This window comes from Vibrio crassostreae 9ZC13 (assembly GCF_000272045.2).
In the GTDB taxonomy this organism is placed as follows: domain Bacteria; phylum Pseudomonadota; class Gammaproteobacteria; order Enterobacterales; family Vibrionaceae; genus Vibrio; species Vibrio crassostreae_C.
The window spans coordinates 1,424,446-1,445,662 of the sequence record NZ_AJYZ02000019.1 but is presented as its reverse complement, the minus strand read 5'-3'; the positions used below and the strand labels follow the sequence as shown (position 1 = coordinate 1,445,662).

Annotated in this window: 22 protein-coding genes and 1 pseudogene; 16 read left to right on the top strand and 7 right to left on the bottom strand. The window is 45.3% G+C overall.

From position 1 onward, the window contains the following. Window positions 1-660 carry an HAD family hydrolase gene (locus tag A136_RS07640; RefSeq protein ID WP_017065125.1) on the top strand — a complete coding sequence of 220 codons (660 nt, stop codon included), beginning with the start codon at window positions 1-3 and terminating at the stop codon, window positions 658-660. Window positions 661-754: 94 nt separating this feature from the next. Here A136_RS07640 and A136_RS23005 read toward each other — a convergent pair whose 3' ends face one another. Further along, window positions 755-937 carry a hypothetical protein gene (locus A136_RS23005; RefSeq protein ID WP_017065124.1) on the bottom strand — a complete coding sequence of 61 codons (183 nt, stop codon included), beginning with the start codon at window positions 935-937 and terminating at the stop codon, window positions 755-757. Window positions 938-1,020: 83 nt separating this feature from the next. Here A136_RS23005 and hppD point away from each other — a divergent pair, with 83 nt between their 5' ends. The 4 genes from hppD to maiA are packed head-to-tail and all read left to right on the top strand — an operon-like array spanning window position 1,021 to window position 5,035. Beyond that, on the top strand, window positions 1,021-2,094 hold the full coding sequence (gene hppD, locus A136_RS07630; RefSeq protein WP_017065123.1) for a 4-hydroxyphenylpyruvate dioxygenase: 1,074 nt from the start codon (window positions 1,021-1,023) through the stop codon (window positions 2,092-2,094). Beyond that, window positions 2,087-3,262, top strand: coding sequence for a homogentisate 1,2-dioxygenase (locus A136_RS07625; RefSeq protein WP_029235282.1), 1,176 nt, complete (start codon window positions 2,087-2,089; stop codon window positions 3,260-3,262). The genes hppD and A136_RS07625 overlap by 8 nt, the downstream gene beginning before the upstream one ends. 9 nt (window positions 3,263-3,271) lie before the next feature. Next, the gene (locus A136_RS07620) at window positions 3,272-4,309 is read left to right on the top strand and encodes a fumarylacetoacetate hydrolase family protein (RefSeq protein WP_017065121.1); all 1,038 of its coding nucleotides are present in this window, start codon (window positions 3,272-3,274) and stop codon (window positions 4,307-4,309) included. 21 nt (window positions 4,310-4,330) lie between these two features. Continuing rightward, on the top strand, window positions 4,331-5,035 hold the full coding sequence (gene maiA / locus A136_RS07615; protein ID WP_017065120.1) for a maleylacetoacetate isomerase: 705 nt from the start codon (window positions 4,331-4,333) through the stop codon (window positions 5,033-5,035). Between the two features lie 253 nt (window positions 5,036-5,288). Here maiA and A136_RS07610 read toward each other — a convergent pair whose 3' ends face one another. From A136_RS07610 to murQ, 4 genes are read right to left on the bottom strand one after another with little or no spacing between them, the layout of a single operon-like run. Further along, window positions 5,289-6,281, bottom strand: a complete 993-nt coding sequence (locus A136_RS07610; protein WP_017065119.1) for an OmpG family monomeric porin — start codon at window positions 6,279-6,281, stop codon at window positions 5,289-5,291. Window positions 6,282-6,302: 21 nt separating this feature from the next. Continuing rightward, entirely contained in the window at window positions 6,303-8,198 is a 1,896-nt protein-coding gene (locus A136_RS07605) for a glycoside hydrolase family 3 protein (RefSeq protein WP_017065118.1), read from the bottom strand. A 12-nt stretch (window positions 8,199-8,210) separates the two neighbouring features. Then, window positions 8,211-9,662, bottom strand: coding sequence for a PTS N-acetylmuramic acid transporter subunit IIBC (gene murP / locus A136_RS07600; RefSeq protein WP_017065117.1), 1,452 nt, complete (start codon window positions 9,660-9,662; stop codon window positions 8,211-8,213). Window positions 9,663-9,690: 28 nt separating this feature from the next. After that, complete coding sequence (gene murQ, locus A136_RS07595; RefSeq protein WP_017065116.1) at window positions 9,691-10,593, bottom strand: N-acetylmuramic acid 6-phosphate etherase; 903 nt, start codon at window positions 10,591-10,593, stop codon at window positions 9,691-9,693. Between the two features lie 227 nt (window positions 10,594-10,820). On the opposite strand from murQ, the gene A136_RS07590 reads away from it, so the two are divergent. Continuing rightward, the gene (locus A136_RS07590; RefSeq protein WP_017065115.1) at window positions 10,821-11,675 is read left to right on the top strand and encodes an SIS domain-containing protein; all 855 of its coding nucleotides are present in this window, start codon (window positions 10,821-10,823) and stop codon (window positions 11,673-11,675) included. Between the two features lie 47 nt (window positions 11,676-11,722). Here A136_RS07590 and A136_RS07585 read toward each other — a convergent pair whose 3' ends face one another. Beyond that, window positions 11,723-13,777 (bottom strand): acetoacetate--CoA ligase, encoded by a 2,055-nt coding sequence (locus A136_RS07585; RefSeq protein WP_017065114.1) that lies wholly within the window; start codon window positions 13,775-13,777, stop codon window positions 11,723-11,725. A gap of 199 nt (window positions 13,778-13,976) precedes the next feature. Here A136_RS07585 and phhA point away from each other — a divergent pair, with 199 nt between their 5' ends. From phhA to A136_RS07560, 5 genes are all read left to right on the top strand, one after another. Continuing rightward, window positions 13,977-14,771 (top strand): phenylalanine 4-monooxygenase, encoded by a 795-nt coding sequence (gene phhA, locus A136_RS07580; protein WP_017065113.1) that lies wholly within the window; start codon window positions 13,977-13,979, stop codon window positions 14,769-14,771. Then, window positions 14,761-15,099, top strand: coding sequence for a 4a-hydroxytetrahydrobiopterin dehydratase (locus A136_RS07575; RefSeq protein WP_017065112.1), 339 nt, complete (start codon window positions 14,761-14,763; stop codon window positions 15,097-15,099). Before phhA ends, A136_RS07575 begins: the two co-directional genes overlap by 11 nt. A 141-nt stretch (window positions 15,100-15,240) precedes the next feature. Then, window positions 15,241-16,341: a Fic family protein gene (locus tag A136_RS07570; protein WP_017065111.1), complete on the top strand. Its 1,101-nt coding sequence runs from the start codon at window positions 15,241-15,243 to the stop codon at window positions 16,339-16,341. Between the two features lie 135 nt (window positions 16,342-16,476). Then, window positions 16,477-16,704: a hypothetical protein gene (locus A136_RS07565; protein ID WP_017065110.1), complete on the top strand. Its 228-nt coding sequence runs from the start codon at window positions 16,477-16,479 to the stop codon at window positions 16,702-16,704. A gap of 38 nt (window positions 16,705-16,742) precedes the next feature. Beyond that, window positions 16,743-17,651 carry an IS5 family transposase gene (locus A136_RS07560; protein ID WP_017065109.1) on the top strand — a complete coding sequence of 303 codons (909 nt, stop codon included), beginning with the start codon at window positions 16,743-16,745 and terminating at the stop codon, window positions 17,649-17,651. A gap of 249 nt (window positions 17,652-17,900) precedes the next feature. Here the strand turns inward: A136_RS07560 and A136_RS07555 are convergent, their stop codons facing one another. Next, on the bottom strand, window positions 17,901-18,929 hold the full coding sequence (locus A136_RS07555) for an IS110 family transposase (protein ID WP_017065108.1): 1,029 nt from the start codon (window positions 18,927-18,929) through the stop codon (window positions 17,901-17,903). Window positions 18,930-19,004: 75 nt separating this feature from the next. Between A136_RS07555 and A136_RS07550 the strand changes: the two genes are divergently transcribed. From A136_RS07550 to A136_RS07535, 5 genes and pseudogenes are all read left to right on the top strand, one after another. Next, window positions 19,005-19,340 (top strand): hypothetical protein, encoded by a 336-nt coding sequence (locus A136_RS07550; RefSeq protein WP_017065107.1) that lies wholly within the window; start codon window positions 19,005-19,007, stop codon window positions 19,338-19,340. Between the two features lie 216 nt (window positions 19,341-19,556). Next, complete coding sequence (locus A136_RS07545) at window positions 19,557-19,766, top strand: DUF3283 family protein (protein ID WP_008216860.1); 210 nt, start codon at window positions 19,557-19,559, stop codon at window positions 19,764-19,766. 96 nt (window positions 19,767-19,862) lie between these two features. Then, window positions 19,863-20,579 (top strand): YebC/PmpR family DNA-binding transcriptional regulator, encoded by a 717-nt coding sequence (locus tag A136_RS07540; protein ID WP_010432326.1) that lies wholly within the window; start codon window positions 19,863-19,865, stop codon window positions 20,577-20,579. Window positions 20,580-20,740: 161 nt separating this feature from the next. Then, a pseudogene (locus tag A136_RS22205) lies at window positions 20,741-20,905 on the top strand (LysR family transcriptional regulator); the annotation flags it as partial. Window positions 20,906-20,917: 12 nt separating this feature from the next. After that, window positions 20,918-21,217 (top strand): NAD(P)-dependent oxidoreductase (locus A136_RS07535; RefSeq protein WP_017065106.1); only part of this gene is annotated, 300 nt, incomplete at its 3' end.

The following is a 21,217-nucleotide window of genomic DNA, read 5'->3' as shown; positions in this document are numbered from 1 at the left end:
ATGTTCAAACCTTTGTATGTATTTGATATGGACGAAACGCTGATCAATGCTGATGCAGCAATGCTTTGGAATGAATTCTTGGTTGAAAAGGGCATTGCCACTGCGCCCAACTTTATTGATGAAGATAAACGCTTAATGGGCCTGTATTCGGAAGGTAAGCTGAACATGGAAGATTACCTCACGTTCGCTATGCAGCCACTCGCGGAAATGCCAACAGAGCAAGTCACCGCCTTGGTGGAAGAGTGTGTTGAACAGCATATTTTGCCTAAACAGTTCAAGCAGTCGAAACCTTTGATTGAGCAGCTTGAGAATGATGATATTGATATGCTGATCATCTCTGCCAGCGTGACTTTCTTAGTGGAAGCGGTGGGTCGTAAGATTGGTATCGAGAATGCACTTGGTATTGATTTGATTGAAAACCAAGGTCGTTTCACGTCTCAGATCTCTGGTGTGCCAAGCTACCGTGAAGGCAAAGTGACGCGTTTAAAAGAATGGTTAGACAATCAAGAAACCAACTATTCAGATATACACTTTTATACGGATTCAATCAACGACTTACCTTTGTGTGAACACGCTGATTTTGCTTACCTGGTGAATCCATGCCCGCGTTTGAAAGCGTTAGCCGATCAACCGAACTGGTCGATCCTCAACTGGGATTAACGCTGATCCTTTATTCTAATTAGATTCGTTTTAGAACTTATTAAGCCGCTGACTACAGCGGCTTTTTTGCATCATCAGTCTAATGTTCGATTTATCACCTTAACTGATAAAAGTGTGTCTGTAACAATTTAATAACATCTCTTGCTTGGTTGTAAATTAAACCACCGTCTTTCAATCCCTTGATAGCACTCACTTTCTTGTCGTTGTTATTTATCTGTAACAGATATTTTACAAATTGACGGGTTTTTAGCGTTATTGCCCATTTCCTTCGATGCATTCCAATCTTTCCGCTTGTGGGCCAAATTTAATTAAGGACAAAAAACACGTAATACAAAACCAATAGGTACAAGGAGAAAGTTCATGGTGGATACATACAACCCGCTTGGCACGGATGGATTCGAGTTTGTTGAATACACGGCCGTTGACCACAAGGGAATTGAGCAACTTAAAGCACTGTTTGTGTCACTTGGTTTTGCTGAGGTCGCCAAGCATCGCTCAAAAGAGGCTTGGCTGTATCGACAAGGTGACATCAACTTCATCGTTAATGAACAACCGCACAGCCAAGCGGAAGCGTTCGCTAAAGTGCATGGGCCATCGGTGTGTGGCATGGCTTTTCGTGTCAACGAAGCGACAGCTGCAATGGAACAAGCGTTTAAGGGCGGCGGTGAAGAGTACAAAACAGAAATAGGGCCGATGGAGCTGAGTATTCCTGCCATTTACGGCATCGGTGAAAGCCTGCTCTATTTTGTGGATCGTTATGGCAAGCAGAGCATCTATGACGTCGATTTCCGATTCTATGACGATGCGGAACAGCGCATGGCCGAAGCCAATGTTGGCTTGTATGAAATCGACCACCTCACGCACAACGTGAAACAAGGCAATATGGATCTGTGGTCTGGTTTTTATGAGCGTATCGGTAACTTTCGTGAGATTCGCTACTTCGACATTGAAGGTAAGCTGACAGGCCTTGTGAGCCGCGCCATGACCTCACCATGTGGCAAAATCCGCATCCCTATCAATGAGTCTTCAGACGACAAATCACAAATTGAAGAGTTCATTCGTGAATACAACGGCGAAGGTATCCAACACATCGCACTTGCTACGGATGATATCTACAAAACGGTGAAAACCTTGCGTGATCGCGGCATGGACTTTATGCCAACCCCAGACACCTATTATGAGAAAGTTGACGATCGTGTGAAAGGCCATGGTGAAGACACCGATCTGCTACGTGACCTACGTGTGCTGATTGATGGTGCGCCGACTAAAGACGGCATCTTGCTGCAAATTTTCACGCAGACAGTAATCGGGCCTGTGTTCTTTGAAATCATTCAGCGTAAAGGCAACGAAGGTTTTGGCGAAGGCAACTTCAAGGCGCTGTTTGAATCGATTGAAGAGGACCAGATTCGTCGAGGAGTATTAGACGATGCATAAATGGATCTCGTTTCCTCATCGGGAGGGGGTGTGTTCTAAACAAGCGCATGCCGACTTCCCTGAAGAGGCAATCTATGAGCGAGAGGCGGGTCGAAGTGGTTTCTTCGGCCCTGCCGCTCACTTCCATCACCAACATGCCCCAACAGGTTGGTCGGAGTGGGAAGGTGATTTACGCCCTCGCGCTTTTGATTTTACGCTGGTGGAAAAAGCCAGCCAGATAACCCCTTGGGCGGTGCCTCATCTTTTGCACAATGCGGACTGCAAAATCCGAGTGTGGCGCATGGACGAGAAGATGGATTTCTTGGTGCGTAATTCCGATGGTGATGAGCTGTTGTTTATTCACCAAGGCAGTGCAAATCTCTATTGCGACTATGGTCATTTAGAAGTGAGTGAAGGGGATTACGTGATGATCCCGCGCTCAACCAACTGGCGCTTGGAGCCAAGCGAGCCGATGTTTATCTTGATGATTGAGAACACAGACGCCGCTTACTCATTGCCAGAGAAAGGCATGGTCGGCAATCACGCGGTGTTTGATCCGGCGGTTCTTGAAATTCCATCGATAAACGATCAATTCCGCGCTCAGTATTCAGAAGATCAAACCCAAGTTCAGGTGAAACGCCACGACAAAGTCAGTGTGATCACTTATCCATTCAATCCTTTAGACGCGATTGGCTGGCATGGCGACTTGGCTGTGGTGAAAGTGAATTGGCGCGACATCAGGCCGCTGATGTCACATCGCTATCACTTGCCACCTTCTGCCCACACCACCTTTGTGGGGGCTGGTTTTGTGGTGTGCACCTTTGTACCACGTCCGATTGAGAGCGATCCAGGTGCGTTGAAAGTGCCGTTCTATCACAACAATGACGACTACGATGAAGTGCTGTTCTATCACGCTGGTGACTTCTTCAGTCGCGACAATATTGAAGCGGGCATGGTGACCTTCCATCCGGCGGGCTTCACGCATGGACCTCACCCAAAGGCTTTTAAAACGGGTCAGGCGCATAAGAAGAAATTCACCGACGAAGTGGCGGTGATGATTGATACTCGCCACGCGCTGCAGTTCTCTGACGAACTCGATAACGTTGAGAACAAAGAATATGTCTACAGTTGGCAAGACACGGGTTTGCAAGAGACAGGTTCTCAAACCATGGCTGACGATAAGAAGTAAGGGGCAAGGATGAAATTAGCAACCAAGAAAAATGGTACTCGTGATGGTCTGTTGATGGTCGTGAGTAAAGATCTCAAACAGTGCGTGCCTGCCACCGAAATCTTCCACGCGATGCATCTGGCACCTACCATGCAGGTAGCTTTGGATAACTGGGACAGCGTGGCTTCTCAGTTAGAAGAGTTATACACCTCGTTAAACAACGGGCATGTGACTGGCAGTGAAGTGTTTGCATCTCAGTATTGTGAATCACCTCTGCCACGCGCATATCAATGGGCTGATGGCAGTGCTTATGTAAACCATGTTGAACTGGTGCGTAAGGCGCGTGGTGCTGAAATGCCAGAAAGCTTCTGGGTTGATCCATTAATGTATCAAGGCGGCTCAGACGCGTTTGTCGGCCCTCGTGACAACATCGAATTTGCCAGCGACGAGTGGGGTATCGATTTCGAGGGCGAGGTCGCGATTGTGACCGGTGACGTGCCAATGGGTGCGAGTGCAAAACAGGCGCACGAGTCGATTCGATTACTGATGTTGGTGAACGATGTGTCGCTGCGCGGCTTGATTCCGGCTGAGCTCGCCAAGGGCTTTGGCTTCTTCCAGTCTAAACCGTCTTCGGCGTTCTCTCCGGTCGCAGTTACACCTGATGAGCTTGGCGAGCAATGGAAAGGCAGTAAGGTACATTTACCGTTGATATCGACCTACAACGACCAGCCTTTTGGTTGTCCGAATGCTGGCGTCGATATGACTTTCAACTTTGCTGAACTAGTAGTCCATGCTGCGAAAACTCGCCCATTGTCGGCTGGTGCCATCATAGGTTCAGGCACGGTATCGAATAAGCAGGGTACTGACCACGGCACCTCAATTGCCGAAGGCGGTGTGGGTTATTCATGTATTGCCGAAGTGCGAATGATTGAGACGATTCGTGATGGTAAACCGTCGACTCAATTCATGTCGTTTGGCGATTCGATCAAGCTTGAGATGTTTGATGCAGCGGGTGACTCCATTTTTGGTGCGATTGACCAAAAAGTGAGCCAGTATCGAGCGCTATAATCCACATAATAGGGTTTCAGTATGAGCGAGAGCATCTTGAACAATAACATTATACTTTACGGTTACTGGCGCTCGTCCGCAGCCTATCGAGTGCGTATTGGATTAAACCTGAAGCAACTCAACTACGAGTCTAAATCGGTGCACTTGGTGCGTAATGGCGGCGAGCAGCATGACCCACAATATCGTGAGCTCAACGCCAGTGAATTAGTGCCCGTGCTGGTGGATGGTGAAGTTCAACTCAATCAGTCACTGGCTATTCTTCAATATCTCGATGAACACTATTTGTGTGAGAGCAGCCCTGACTCCTCGCTCATTCCAGAGCAAACACCGCTGCGTTATCAAGCGTTGGCTATGGCTCAGGATATTGCGATAGAAATTCACCCTCTGAACAACCTGCGCGTGTTGCAGTATTTGGAGCGAGAATTGTCGTGCGAGCAAGAGGCGAAAATGGATTGGCTTCACTATTGGATGAACCAAGGTTTCAGCGCTCTAGAAGAGAAGTTGGCAAAGCACAGAAAAGCACATGGCGACTCGGTGTATAGCCTCACCGATTCACCATGCATTGTCGATATCTGCTTGGTGCCGCAGGTGTATAACGCGCTGCGCTTTGGCGTTGATGTGTCGCCTTATCCGCTAATTAATTCGATTGTCGAAGCGTGTAATCAGTTACCCGCTTTTATTGAGGCGATGCCAGAGAATCAAGCGGATGCGAATGATTCCATGTAGATTCAATGATGTAAACGCAAATACTTTTCCCTTACGCTACCAAAACCGTTTTTGGACTATTCTGTTCTAGCCTGATTGCTCATTTAGCAATATACGAATATCTTCACGTATTGGAAAGTCGCTTGATTGAGTGTGCAGTTTTATTGGTGCAGATTAGTATCAATGAAACGGGAGAAGTCATGATCATTAGTATACCAACCGGAGAACGCGCCTCCAGTTGGTATGTTGTTACATCGAAAATATAATCAAGCTGTTACCACTTATACTTCCAACCCGCTTGAGCTAGATAGAATTTCTGGCTGTTGTCTGAACCACTGGTTAGGCCCGCAGACTTAGACTCATCCCACTTGGTTTCTTCGTAAGCCATACCTACCCACAACGTTGATTTAGGGCTCAGTTTATAGTCGATATTCAAACCTAAACGCAGCCCGTCGTCTGTCTCATTGACGACGTTGTAGTTGTTTGACGCATCATAGATTTTCTCGTTGATGAAGTAGCGGAAATAAGGCATCACGCTCCATTTGTCATTAATTTTAGTTGGGAAGTACCCACGAATCTGGTTTTGTTCCCAGTTCTTGTTTTGGTCGTTATCCCAAGTCCAATCGGTGTATAGGTAGACTTTTGCTGTGAAACTATCACTGTGTTTATACGCAAAACCATGCTCCGCTTCCCACTCGTAATCGTTCTCTCCTACGAAGCGATCATAGTAGTAAAACGCATCCCAGTAAGAGAATGAGAGTTTATCGGTGATCTTAAACTCACCACTAGGCATTATCCAGTACAGGTTGTTGCTGCCACGAGCATCTGTTCCCGGTGCAGAGTCGTTAGATTCTTTTCGGTATGTAGCGTTCAGATTAAAGACCACATCATCGTTGCGAACTAAGTTACGAGTCGCACCAATCTGAGTACGGTTTCGTTGAAACGAGTTATCTGTGTTATTTAGATCCTCAGTGATCGAACGGCGCGCCACTTTATGTTCAAGAAAATAGCTCCATTTGGAGTTAGGGCTATTAATGAATAGCTGTGCGACTGGGGTGAGTTTGTCTATCACTGCATTGCCATCAGGGTCTCTGTGCCCTTCAAACTTTTCCATTTCCATGTAAATGTTCGACGCAACGTTCCACTCAGAGGTAAAGTTTTGGGTTAGCTCTTCCGTTTCAACTTTTACGGCGTTGTCTTCAGTCGCAAGCGCGAGACTAGGTAGAAGCAGTGCTAGTAGGGTAGCTCCAGACTTTTTATTTATCATTTTTATTATTCCTAGGACGAATTATTGGTAGTTCATTGAATGGCCGAATGGGTAAATAACGTCACCGTTGTCATTTTTTACATCTACTGGAAGAGTTCCTGTTGGTGCGTTCAGAGGCAGTCCCGTTTGAGGGTTTAAAAACAAGGTGCGAATACCAGAGCTAATGTTTGCTTCAAGTGAATTGCGGTCATTGTTGGTCACGTCGAACCCTGTGATACCGTAAATAGCGATGTTCGCTTGTACACCGTCTACATGGGCAATGTCGTAAGGATTACGCGTTGAAATCATCACCAGTTTTTTGCCTTCAGCGTTCGCGATATCTACGATTTTCTGAGCATTTGCCGCGTGGCCCATTAGGTTGTATGTCGACATGATAATCAGATCGGATTTTACAATGGTGCTACGAAGCTCATTTTCATTTAAGTTATCTTCCATTAATGCCGCTTTCTGCTCGCTAATGAACATTGGGTGATTACCTGTCTCTTGTTTCACAACGTTCAGGTACTTGGTTACAAGTGCATTGCGGCTATCTTCATCAGAAATAACTAGGATATTGCTGGCTTCACTTGGATCGACAGGCAATACATTATTTTGGTTTTCAATAAGCGTGATTGATGCATCAGCGACCTTTTTCTCTTCAAGTTTGTTCGCTTCAGAGCCTACTGAGTCGATGGCAAACTGTTTGTCTGTGGTTTGGTAAACCAGACCCATTTGAAGCTTTTTCTTTATAACGCGAGTTGCGGCTTCTTTCATACGCTCAAGGAACTCTGGATTGGTTTCCATTTTGTCTTCTAGGTAGACAAATAGGCTTTCCAACTGTTTGATTTCATCTCGGTTGGTAATTTGAAGCGGCATCAAAGCAATATCAGCACCGGCGTAAAGTGAAGCGTGAACTGCGTAGTTGCGATCAAAGTTGTCAGCGATGGCCCCCATATCGAGCGCATCGGTCACAATTAGCCCATCAAAGCCAATTTTGTCACGTAAAACCCCAGTCAAAATAGGTTTGGAGAACGTTGCAGGGATTAGCATTTCTTTGTCACTTAAGGTCGCTTGGATCATAGTGTCATCCACGCTTGGTAGCGTCACGTGCGCTGACATTATGGAATCGGTACCGTGCTCAATCGCGTACTTAAATGGAGCGAGGTCGATCGCTTCCCACTCTTCTCGTGAGTAGCTGACTTCTGGTAAATCGTAGTGTGAATCGACGCTCACGTTGCCATGCCCAGGAAAGTGCTTCAGTGCACTGATCACGCCAGCTTCATGAATACCATCCATGTAGGCGGTAGACATTTCATTGATCACATCAACATTGCTGCTGTACGAGCGCACACCAATTATCGGGTTGTTCTGGTTCACATTGACATCAACCACAGGGCCGAAGTTGTAGTTAATGCCTAAAGCGGACAGCTCTGAGCCGTGAATCTTGCCAGCAACGTAAGCATTGTTCGCGTCACCAGAGGCAGCTAGCGCCATGTTTCCTGGCATCTCTGTGCCATTCTGCAATCGAGTGACGTAACCGCCTTCTTGGTCAGTCGCGATGAGAAGAGGTAGGTTACTGCTCGCCTCTTGCAAGGCATCAGTGAACTCGACGATTTGATTCGAATTCACTAGATTTTGGCGAAATAGAATTACACCGCCGATATGGTAGTCGGTGATCATCGAGCTTATGTCATGGTTAATTCGAGTTACAGGGATCTCTTCATCGGTGTATGGTTCTTTGCCCCACGAGCGAAAATCCATCATCAATGTTTGACCGATTAACTCTCTGTTATTCATCGTACTTACGACGCTTTCAGCGTATTTTTCTGGTTGTTGCTGGTACTGCTCTAGGTCTTGATTACTGAATTTATTCATGCCACTCGAACAACCCACAACAGACAATACTACTGTACTCAAAATGATCTTATTCAATTTCATCACTGCTTTTACCTAAGTTAAATCAACGTTTTTGGAACCAAACATGTACGTAGCAAAGAAACCCACGACATACGAAATAAGAAGACCAATAACAAACACCGCCATCCCTGCAAAAATACCGCTGTTAGAAGTCATTAATGGCACAGCGACGATACCCGATGGGCCAAACACTGTATTTAAACCGACTGGCATCCCTAAGTAAGAGACCAATCCAATAAAGAACCCGCCTGCTGCACCGCCAATACAAGCGGTAACAAACGGTTTTACTCGTGGAAGTGTGACGCCGTAAATCAGCGGCTCACCTATACCCAACAAACCAGGCACAATAGCCCCTTTGACTTGAGTGCGAAGAAGAGAGTCTTTTTGGGCTTTGAAGTACAACGCCATTGACGCGCCGACCTGACCGCCACCCGCCATCGCCAAGATTGGGAACAGAGAGTTAAAGCCTTGCGCTTCCATAAGTGCAAAATAGACAGGAACAAACCCTTGGTGAATACCAAACACGACAGAGATAAGAAATAGGCCAGCCAGTAAAGCGGCACCAAATGGGTTGTCGTTTAAGTTAAGGAATAACCAAGACATGCCTTTGAACAACTCGCCACCAATCGGCATGATCAACAAGTAGGTGACCGCGCCCATAATGAGAAGCGTGACGACAGACGTTAGGATCATATCGAGGTCATCGGGCATGTATTTTCGAACCAGTTTCTCTACGTAAGCACCGGTGATTGCCGCGAGTAATACCCCAATGATGTTGCCACGCGGGTCGATAGAGAATCCGAAAAACTCATTCATCCCTGAGTAGACGCCGGACGTGGCGGTTGGGTCATATCCCAAGACGAACAGTGAAGCCAGAATCGCCCCGTTAACGCCAGAGCCGCCAAAGGCTTGCTGGGCGTTATAGCCAATCAGAATGCTCAAAAAGGCAAAAAGGCCGGTACCAAATACTTTCATGTAGGCAACAAGGTCTAACAGCGACTTGCTTGGTTCTTGATCGATAATGTAGGTCTGCTCAAGTAAGGTTGCAAAACCAAGCAACAGACCCGCCGCGATAAAGCCAGGGATTAAGGGGGTAAAGATGGTAGCGAACTTACTAAGAAATCGCTGTACTCCACTGGTTTGCTTGCTCTTCATTTGCTTTTTTTGTTCAGCCGCAACCGTAGACAAATCTTCCTCTGCATTAGTTTGTTTTACGGTCGCTTCAGGCTGCTCAAGCATCAAGCTGTTCATCAGCTCAGAAGCTTGTTGCGCTTTACCTGGCCCAAGAATGATCTGAAGTTGTTCGTCACTCTCTACCACACCCAGAACGCCTGGGGTTTTCTTGATGGTATCCAGAGACGCTTGATTGATGTCTACGAGGGCTAAACGTAAGCGGGTCATGCAGTTCCCACATTTACGAATGTTGCCACTGCCGCCAACGGCCAACAGTAAAGCTTCAATCATGGTAGGCGTTATTTTTGCCATTTGAATTACCTTTTATAACTGAATTTAATTATTCGTCGGCGAGTGCAGTTCGGATGAAACCACCGCTTTTATTGAGTCGTGCACAGGCTTCTTCGGCGCTGATGCCAGCCAAAATCATGAGAATTGCGGTTTTGCAGTTGTTATTACAAGCGTTAAGCGCATATTCAGCGTGTTTGCTGTCAACTCCGGTTGCTTCAATAACAATGTTGATTTGACGTTGGACGAGTTTGGCGTTGGTCGCCTCTACATCAACCATCAAATTTCCAAACACTTTCCCACTGCGGATCATGGCGCCGCTGGTCAACATATTGAGAACCAATTTCTGAGCGGTACCGGCCTTCATTCTTGATGACCCAGTCACCACTTCAGGGCCGACAACTGGAGTAATCGCAATGTCTTCGGAATTTGCCATTGGAGATCCGGGGTTACACGAAATTGACACAGTGGTCGCTCCGATGAATCGAGCATAGGTGAGGCCACCCAACACATATGGAGTTCGACCGCTCGCGGCTATTCCGACGACTACGTCTGACTCTGTTAGCGCCAACGATTTTAAATCTGCTTGTGCGAGCGCAGGATCATCTTCCGCGTTCTCTACAGCTTTTAAGATGGCTTGGTGCCCGCCAGCAATAACGCCAATGACTTGTTCAGGGCTCGTGCCATAAGTCGGTGGGCATTCGCTTGCATCTAAAATGCCTAAGCGCCCAGAAGTGCCAGCGCCGATGTAGATTAATCGGCCACCTTTTGCAAAAGCACTTGTGATCGCGTCAACAGCTTTTGCAATGTGAGGAAGGACTTCTTCTACGGCTAACGCAACACGTTGGTCTTCTTTGTTGATGACGGCTAGCATGTCAATTGTTGATAGCTTATCAATGTCTGCGCTTGCAGGATTGCGGCTCTCTGTAACCAAACGGTTCAAATCGATCTTCATTACTTGTTCTCTTACCCAATACAAACTGAGGGCGATACTAAAGAATAAAATATTCCGTTTGAGTGATAAATATCACAGTTAGAGTTATTCTGAAGTGGTGATTTAGGTGGAATAATTGTGATAAATTTATACTAAATCCCAGACATTCCGACTTAAGTGGCGGTTTGAACTGAATATTCATTATTCTTCATTAGGAATATTTTATTCTAAAATAATCGAGGTGAAATGTGTCAGTCGTGAATAAAATTGTCAGCCGTCGTACTCAGCTCTCTGCCAATGCGAGAAAAATTGCGGATTGGATAACATCAAATGTGGAACAGGCAGCCTCATTGACAAGCCAAGAACTGGCGCAAGCGACCAACGTGAGTCAATCAAGTATCGTGAAATTTACGCAGCGAATTGGTTTTAAAGGCTACAGTGAATTCAAGTTAGCGCTGACGGAGGATATAGGTCGAAAGCACGCCATTCAAACCACCCCACTGCACAGTAATATTCTGGCCGATGACCCATTCAGCGTTATTTCTCAAAAGCTTGTGCAAGAAAAAACCGATGCGATGATCCAGACAACCAATGCGCTGTCACTTGATACCTGCACGGAAGCTATTCGACTGTTAGATGGTGCCAATAGAGTGCAAGTCGTGGGTATTGGAGGCTCAGCACTCACGGCAAAAGAGTTTAGCTTTAAATTGCTGAAATTAGGCATTACCGCTTTAGCAGAACAAGACAGTCACGTTCAGATAGCGATAGCCCGTACGCTTACCCCGCAAGATGTCCAAGTTGTTATTTCGTTTTCAGGGGAAAGAAAAGATGTGTTAATCGCCGCAGAAACAGCAAAGGAGCAAGGTGTTAAGGTCATCGCTCTTACCTCCGCTCGTAAAAGTAAACTTCGAAGCATCGCGGATTTATCCTTTGATACGATTGCTGATGAAAGCCAATACCGAAGTTCATCGATAGCATCCCGAACAGCTCAAAACATTATTACTGATTTGCTGTTCATTGCATTAGTGAAGCAAAGAGATGAATCAGCAAGACAGCTTATTGATGACATCAACTCAGATATTCGTCAGGTTTCGCATAGATAACTGGTTACTTTACTTTCTTCTAGCTTGGATTTTTTGAGATAGGAACACTAAAGCGAAACAACACTCTTTATCTCTTCCAAAACCTCGGCGTTAGCGATAGCCCCGAGGTTTTCTACATTTTTGCCATTGATCACCTGTTTCACAGCCAACTCCACCAGTTTGCCAGAGCGTGTTTTTGGCACGTCGCTGATCGCAAATATCTGGCTTGGCACGTGTCTTGGCGAACAAGAGGATTTGAGTTTGCTTTTGATGGCTGTCAGTAACTTTTCATCTAAACTCACACCTTGCTGCAGCTGAACAAACAGCCATACCTGTTCATTGCGGTCGATGTTTTTACCGACTGCTATCGAATCGATGATGCCGTCAATGGTGTTCACTTGCTGATAGATTTCGGCCGTACCAATTCGCACGCCACCGGGGTTGAGTGTGGTGTCGCCTCGCCCGTAGAACAGGTAGCCGCCATGTTCGCTCTGTGCGACTTCATCACCGTGATGCCACACATTGTCGAATCTATCCCAATAGGTGCTGTGATAGCGCTCTCCGGTGTCATTCCAAAAGCCAGCGGGGAAGTTGGGTAGGGAGTTGGTGCATACTAATTCGCCACGTTCGTGATCGACCTTTTGACCAGACGAATTGAACACCTTGATGTCGACGCCGAGCCCTGCCTGTTGGCACTCGCCGCGATACACTGGTGAGATAGGATTACCCAACACAAAGCAGCCACAAATATCCGTGCCGCCAGAAATCGACGCTAAATGCAGGTCTTGCTTGATGTGCTTGTAAACGTAATCGAACTGCTCTGGGTAAAGCACAGAACCCGTCGAGCACAGTGTTCTTAATTGAGGCAGAGAGTGGCTGTCGATTGGTGAGAGTTCGGCTTTCTCAATCGCTTCTATGTACTTGGCTGAGGTGCCAAATGTCGATACGTCAGCACGCTGCGCTAAATCCCATAGAACGTTAGGTTGCGGGTAAACCGGGCTACCATCAAAGATAACCAAACAAGCACCGCTGGCGAGCGCAGATACGTGCCAGTTCCACATCATCCAACCACAAGTGGTGTAGTAGAACACGCGATCTCTTGGTTTAATATCGCAATGAAGCTGATGCTCTTTTAGGTGGTTGATGGTAGTGCCACCGACAGAATGCACTATACATTTGGGTTTGCCTGTGGTGCCGGAAGAGTAGAGTACAAACAACGGTTCATTGAAGCCGACACGAGTAAATCGAAGAGGTTTTGTCTGATAGCGATTAATGATGCTGTGCCAGCTTTGGGGTGACACATCATGTTTAACTTTGTTTTTCTTTAATTCGTTCTTCTCTAAATCGCTCTTCTCTAAGTCATTACTCGGTTTCAAATAACCGATCTCACACACCTGTTTTAATTCGTTTAAGTGTTCGATGATTTCACGGTTCTTGCCCGCCATATCGAACGTTTTGCCATTGAAGGTGTAACCGTCACAGGTGAACAGCACCTTAGGTTTCACCTGTCCGAATCGCTCAATCACACTCTCTACTCCAAAATCAGGCGAGGTCGATGTCCAAATCGCGCCTAAGCTGGTGGCGGCTAGCATGGCTATCACGGTTTGTGGCAGATAGGGAGTATACGCAGCAACTATATCACCTTGTTTCACTCCGCTATCGACAAGCCATTGCTGAACACTAGAGACAGCTTCACACAGGGTTTCCCATGTATAACTCTGTTGTTCGCCACGTTCATTCTCAAACCAAATCGCAAGCTCATCAGGCATGGTGTGTGCCAAACGCAGCAAGTTCTCGGCGTAGTTTACTTGTGCATTGGGAAACCAAACCGCATCACGGTTCGATTTAGGCTGCTGCCAGCGGCTCCCACCTTGAGCTTTGATGGTCTCGCTTTCTGCCTTGTTAATAGAGTCTTGTGAGCCGACTACTCCACAAAACTGCCACACGTTTTGCCAAAACGATTCCGGCTGAACTACAGACCATTGGTGGAGTTCGGCATAGTTTTTTACGTCCCTATCTAGGTTTAACCAAGACTGTTCAAGGCTATCGATGAATCGGGTTAAGTTGGCATTGGCGATACGCTGCTCGCTTGGCTGCCAAATGGGCTTATTGCTTTCGTGCATTCCTTTACCTTTAACAAAAAGTTAACGTTTTCAGTCTGGTATTTAGGTTTTACAAAGTCAAAAGTTCAGCAAAATAAGCGCTTGGTGGAATTGTGTAAATAAAATGTTACACGATCGCTTATTTCGAAAAATCGCGCAAATTGGCGCTTATAAGGAGTGGAGATAGGCTTAAAGTGAGACATTCGAAAGGAGGAGTGTAATGACTCAATATCATTCTAAGCCCGTGAGCCAAGAGGGATGGGTTGAGTGGAGCCTCGAAGAAGACGCTATTTGGCACGACTTAGTGAAAAGGCAACTGGACGTGATTAATGACCGCGCATGCGATGCTTATTTGCACGGTTTGACCTTGCTGGATCTACCATTAGACAGAGTTCCCCAGCTGCCAGAGATAAATAAAGTGCTAATGGAAACAACCGGTTGGCAAGTTCAGCCTGTGCCTGCATTGATCGATTTCGACCGATTCTTTGATTTGCTCGCCAATAAGAAATTCCCAGTTGCGACATTTCTGAGAACGCGAGACGAGTTCGATTACTTACAAGAACCTGATTTCTTTCATGAAATTTTCGGCCATTGTGCCATGCTCACTAATGCCGATTTCGCGGCTTTCACTGAGCATTATGGAAAACTAGGCCAAGCCGCCACATCTAAACAGCGCGCTTATCTTGCCCGTTTGTATTGGTTTACGGTTGAGTTCGGTTTAGTAAAAGAAGGCCAACAACTGAAAATCTATGGCGGTGGCATTCTTTCGTCTCCAGCGGAAACTATGTATGCGTTGGGAGGGGATTTGGCCGTTCGCGAGCGGTTCGATCTGCAAACGGTTTTAAGAACGCCTTATCGTATCGACATCATGCAGCCGAAATATTACGTGATCGACGAGCTATCTGAGCTCTTTAAAATCAGTCAGGAAAACCTATTACAGCAAGCTGATCTCGCCATCGATGCGGGGTTACTACCACCACTTTTTGAACCCAAGGAACCAACACATGTTGAATGAACAAAAATGCGAAGCCTGCAGTATCGACGCGATTGCCCTAAGTGAAGATGAACAACAATCTTTACTGTTGGAGTTGTCAGACTGGCAGATCATCGAAAGAGACGGCATCCCGCAGCTTGAGAAGGTGTTCAAGTTTAAGAACTACAAGCAAGCATGGGCATTCAGCAACATAGTGTCAGAACTGGCAGAAGAAGAGTTCCACCATCCTTCGATCTTATTGGAGTGGGGCAAAGTCACCGTCACTTGGTGGAGCCACTCAATCAAAGGCCTGCACAAAAATGACTTCATCTGCGCCTCACGCTGCGATGTGTTCGCGGTGAGTGAATAGTTTTGTAGGTTAGGAGTTACTCTTGCAACCTCTGTGATGCGATTAACTCATTATTCGGCTCATAATGTGAGTTGAATAATTGCCTTAAACAGCTCATAGTATGAGTTGAATAAGTGATACTTTCGCATTATGGGGTGTAATATGTGGATTTGGCAGCAAGATAATTGGCCAAACTTTGTTTGGGATAATCAGAAAATAGGCGTGAGGTTAAGAGAAGTACGGCTTAATCAGGGCATTCTATTGGGCAAGATTACCTCACAGTCGGCAGATCAATCCCAAACCATGCTCGACACCTTATTAGCGAACATAGTCCATTCCAGTGCGATTGAGGGAGAAAAGCTTAATGCTTTCTCGGTCCGGTCTTCTTTAGCCAATAAACTCGGTGTCAGTGAAGATCGACCTTTTCCAACGACAGAACAAACCGATGGCCTAGCTGAAATTATGTTGGATGCGGTGCAGAACCTAACAGAGCCACTAGCGCTTGATAGGATCTTACATTGGCACGATAGACTGTTTCCTCAAGGCTACACCATGTTTAACCCTGTAGTTGGAGGTCAGCTACGAGGTGACGCTCCGATGCAAGTGGTATCAGGAAGAATTGACCGCCCAACCGTGCACTTTGAAGCGCCTAGCCGAGACATTCTTGATGCTGAGCTAGATACATTTATCAAATGGTTTAATGATTCACTTACTGACGCCACACTCGATCCTCTATTGCGAGCCGCAATCACTCACCTTTGGTTTATCACCTTACACCCGTTAGATGATGGTAATGGTCGTATTACTCGATTGTTGACCGACTTGGCGTTAGCACAGGCCGAGCAGCAGTCGGTACGCTTCTATGCGATGTCGGTGGGAATTCTCGCTAACCGCAAGCATTACTACGAGATATTGGAGCGAACCCAGAAAGGGGGACTCGATATTAGCGAATGGTTGATGTGGTTCTTAGATACGTTAGACGAGACGTTTACAGGGGTTTTCGCTGAGGTAGACCAAACTGTATATAAGACTAACTATTGGCGCAGCATCGATCAAACCAAGCTTACGGCAGAACAAGTAAAAGTGCTGAATAGGATGCTCGATGGTGATTTTTCAGAAGGTATCAATGCCAGCCAATATCAGAAAGTAGCAAAGGTGAGCAGTGCTACAGCAACACGTCATTTGAATGCTTTGATTGAGCATGGCTGCTTAGTTAAATCTGGTTCTGGTGGCAGAAGCACGCGCTATCTGTTGCCGGAGTAGGGCTCACTTCAATTTATATACTTAAAGGTGCTGAGAATGTTGGCAGTTCTTTAGCCACAGAAGGTTGTTAAACGAGCCAACTTATAGGTTAAATCTCGCTCCTTCTTTTTACTACTATTAAAATGTGCAAATACAATGACAAATGAAGAAATACAATTATATAACGATATAGTTAAGTCTGGGTTTCCTGTATTAGGGACATTATGTGGTGGTTTAGTTGGTGCAGCATCAACTTATCTTTTAACAAAGTTGAATAACGACAATGACGAAAAGAAAGACGCTCAAAAGCTGCGGAATGATCTGTTAATGAAAACGGCGTTGTTGCCCAAATTAGTTGAACCTTTTCCAAGTCCTGTGATCTGATCATTTGAAACGATTGAAACGATTGGAATGGTGGTGATATGGGTAAAGCAAACAAGAAGATAACTAACTGGACGGAGTACAATAAGGCTCTTTGTAAACGTGGTTCGGTTACATTCTGGATAGATGATTCAGCCGTAGATGCATGGCGATGCAAAACTCATCATGGTAAGCGTGGGAGAGGCTTTCAGTACTCTGATACAGCGATTGAAACCGCCTTGATGATTAAGGGCATCTTCTCTCTTCCTTTACGTGCTCTTCAAGGCTTTATCGACTCTATCTTTGAGCTATTAGATGTTCCACTAACGTCCCCTGACTACACCTGTATCAGTAAACGCTCGAAGACAGTTCAGGTCAAATATCGCAATAAATCGAGAGGGGCTATTCGCCATATAGCCATTGATTCTACTGGCCTCAAAGTCTTTGGTGAGGGGGAGTGGAAAGTGAAAAAGCATGGTACAGAAAAACGTAGGACATGGCGCAAACTGCACTTAGCTGTGGATGTGGATACTCACGAAGCGATTAGTGCGGAAGTCAGTCTTGTAAATGTAGGCGATAGTGAAGTGTTACCGACGTTACTCAACCCACTACGTAGAAAGGTCGCTGCCGTATCCGCCGATGGAGCATATGACACAAAAAATTGCCACGAGACTCTGAAAAATAAAGGCTGTACTCCGTTAATACCGCCTCGAAAGAATGCAGCTCTTTGGGAAGACGGTCATCCCAGAAACAAAGCGGTAATGGCTCTGAGAGATGGAACAATATCGGAATGGAAAACAGAGTCTGGTTATCACTATCGTTCAATATCTGAGACTGCTATGTCCCGATATAAAGGACTAACAAGCGATAAATTGAGCTTGAGATGTTACAACGCTCAAGTGGGCGAAATCATGGCGAATGTCAAAGCGATTAACAAAGTCATAGGACTAGGTATGCCCGTTAGAAGCTAACGGCTAGCTACATATGGTGTCGTTGATCTTCAAGCTGATTTGATCATATATGGACACTTCCTATTGGCAAGTAGTAAATCTGAAAGTTTTAGGTAAAAGATTGCAGACATATATCCGAGTTCAAGGACTCTTAATGATTTCCGCTGAGCATGCTCTTATCAACAACACGAACTTGAAAGTCCTAAGATCAAATCAGAGTTCCATACTCACGGTCTTACCTGTTTTCTCATTTCCACTTCATGCGCAATTTTAGATAGATAGTAATTCAGGATTATAGTGTTGCTGATTAGCCAATAAAGCCCATGCAATTCGAGCATTCCGATTAGCTAGTGCGACTATTGCAACATTCTTGTGTTTTCGTTTCAGTAAGTCATTCAACCAGCGGTGAGTATAAGTGGTTGGCTGTTGCTTTAAGTGCCCAAGAACAGCTCTTGCACCATGCACTAGTAGTCTTCGTAAATAGCCATCCCCCCGCTTGCTTATACCAAGCAATACTTGTTTGCCACCCGTTGAAAACTGCTTAGGTACAAGTCCAATCCATGCAGATACCTGCCGTCCATTATTAAAAGATGCGGGGTCACCTATACTTGCAACAAGTGCGGTGGCAGTTATAGGGCCAATTCCAGGGATCTCTGCGATTCTTTTAGAATCAACATTCGTACTGTGCCATTGTTCAATTTCTTTTGTTAACGCACTAATTCGTGAAGAAAGCTCATCAATTAGTTCTTTTAAATGAGTAACCACGCAGCGAATCGGTGGCGTCAAATTATTTTCAGCATCCTCTAAAACCAGAGGGAGCTGCTTGTTAAGTGATGCACTTCCTTTAGGAAAGACAAGACCAAACTCAGCCAGCAACCCACGTAATTGATTAGTTTGGCCAGTTTTCATTGAAACTAACCTTTCTCTAGCTTTGTGAACAGAAAGGATTGATTGCTGTTCAATCGATTTTATAGGTACGAAACGCATGTTAGGGCGAGTTACCGCTTCACAGATTGCTTCAGCATCAGCGGTATCGTTCTTATTTGATTTCACATAGGGCTTAACAAACTGCGGAGGCATAAGTTTAACGTCATGACCAAATTGCTTGAATACTCTTGCCCAATAATGAGCACTGGAGCAAGCTTCCATACCAACAAGACAAGGGGGCATATTGGTCAACGTTTCGGACAACTTCTTTCTGCTGATATTTTTCTTCAAAAGAACTTTGCCTGATGAATCTACTCCGTGAAGAGCAAAAGAAGATTTAGCTAAGTCGATACCTAAAGTTGCAATGGTCATGGTCTCTTCCTCATTTATGTTACCGACTATAAGTTTAGACGGTGGGTGGAAGTGTCCATATCATTAACAACGCCAATGAAAACTGCAAATGATGTAGCAGAATTTGAGCATTTAATGGCGATTTATACGACTACATTAGCGAATTATCTAAGAGATCAAGTCGATGACGGCTCTTTGAAAACAGCTTACCTAAATTCATTCAATAGTAATCTAACTTTGCGTAAGGCTAGAATGAATCTCTATATTCTCGGAATGGAAGCATCGTTAGAGTTATTAGAAGGGTATGTTGAGGCTACAAGAGAAGTGCTAGCTTATGGAAAGCGGTTAGATATAAAAAGAGCTATTGAACTAAATCAGAAGATATCTAAGGGTCCAATTTTATTCTATCAATCATTATCGATCGATCCTTAACGCCTTTTTGTTGTTTAGTAAGCTAACTTTCAAAACTCTGCTTTTCACTTTTTAGTTGCTCTTCACCAAACGCACTTTCCCAAACTAGCTTGACCTACATCAGCACTTGCTTGGTTTCTTGTCTCATAAATCCTTTCTACTACTCATAGTATTGGTTTTATGAGGCTGCTCTATGATATATTTCTCGGCCAAGTGTATTACAGACGAAGGCTAGCAATGTCTATCAACCTTTCACTCCTTCCACCCAGCGAGAAAAATAAAATCGAACTGGATAAGCAAGCATCGTTTCTTGTATGGAAACTGAAGCAAGCGAAATGTGGCCCTGAAGCCATTGTTGAAGAAGCAATGAAGCTAGGTGACCCAGATGAAAAGGTGTGGTTTGAACAGTCTGTAGAAAAATACAAACGGGTAATGGGTGTCGCATAAACGCAGACAAACCTTGCCCAGCAGTGCTGTAGAATTGAAATGACACAGTAATTTGCTAGAATTTGCACCGTTAATTGAATCAGAGAGAAGATCCCGATGGGAAGAAGTTTTGAAGTGCGCAAGGCCTCAATGGCGAAAACTGCAGGCGCAAAAATTAAAGTTTATTCTAAATACGGTAAAGAGATTTACGTACTGGCTAAGAACGGCAGCTCTGACCCAGACATGAACCTACCTCTTAAGCACCTGATTGCTAAAGCGAAGAAAGACCAAGTACCAGCACACGTTATCGAAAAAGCGATCGATAAAGCGAACGGCGGCGGCGGTGAAGACTTCCAACCAGCTCGCTACGAAGGTTTTGGCCCAGGTGGCACAAGCGTAATCGTTGACTGTCTAACTGATAACGGCAACCGTACTTTCCAAGACGTTCGTCAATGTTTCGTTAAAACTGGCGCGAAAATCGGTGTTGAAGGTACTGTTTCTCACATGTTCGCTCACCAAGCTGTATTCCAGTTCAAAGGCGAAGATGACGAGATCATCCTAGAAACGCTTATGATGGAAGACGTAGACGTGACTGACGTTGAGCTAGAAGACGGTGTAATCACTGTATTCGCTCCAACGACTGAGTTCTTCAAAACGAAGACTGCACTAAACACTGCGTTCCCAGAGCTAACGCTAGACGTTGAGGAAATCACTTTCGTTCCTCAAACAACTACGCCAGTAGCTGAAGAAGATTCTGAGAAATTCCAGAAGTTCTTAGACATGCTTGACGACTGTGATGACGTTCAGCAGGTTTACCACAACGCTGAGCTGTAATCTTTACAGTAACAAAAGTTATTAAAAAACCGAGCCTAGTGCTCGGTTTTTTTATGAACGTTATACCTGATTTTCCTTGATCATCGTTCCATAATGTACGGCTGACAAAGCGTTCTCTGGTCGCGATTTATCGCTGAACTTCATTATATTGTTCGTCTTATCCCGACATGAATCTGATTTAAGTACTCCCTGAGTATCATCGGGGTGATCGCCAAGCGTATTTAGTGTACAAAGAAAGAAAATATCAGCCAAAGGCTTTGACCCTGCTTATTGATGCATTGATTGAGAGTGTTCGATCTTTTCATAGCGATGGTTTGGTCAAATAAAAGGAGAAAGAAATGAAAGTAAGTTTTATCGGGCTAGGCGTTATGGGTTTCCCAATGGCAGGCCATCTAGTCAAAGCCGGTTTTGAAGTAACGGTATTTAACCGCACTCACAGTAAAGCGCTAGACTGGGCTGATAAACACCAAGGTAAAGCGGCAGAATCTGTGGCTGAATGTGTAGCGGAAGCTGACGTGGTATTGGTTTGTGTGGGCAACGATGACGACGTACGCAGCATGACAACCAGCGAAACAGGCGCATTGGCAGCGATGAAGCCAAACGCGATTCTTGTCGATCACACTACAACGTCTGCAGTT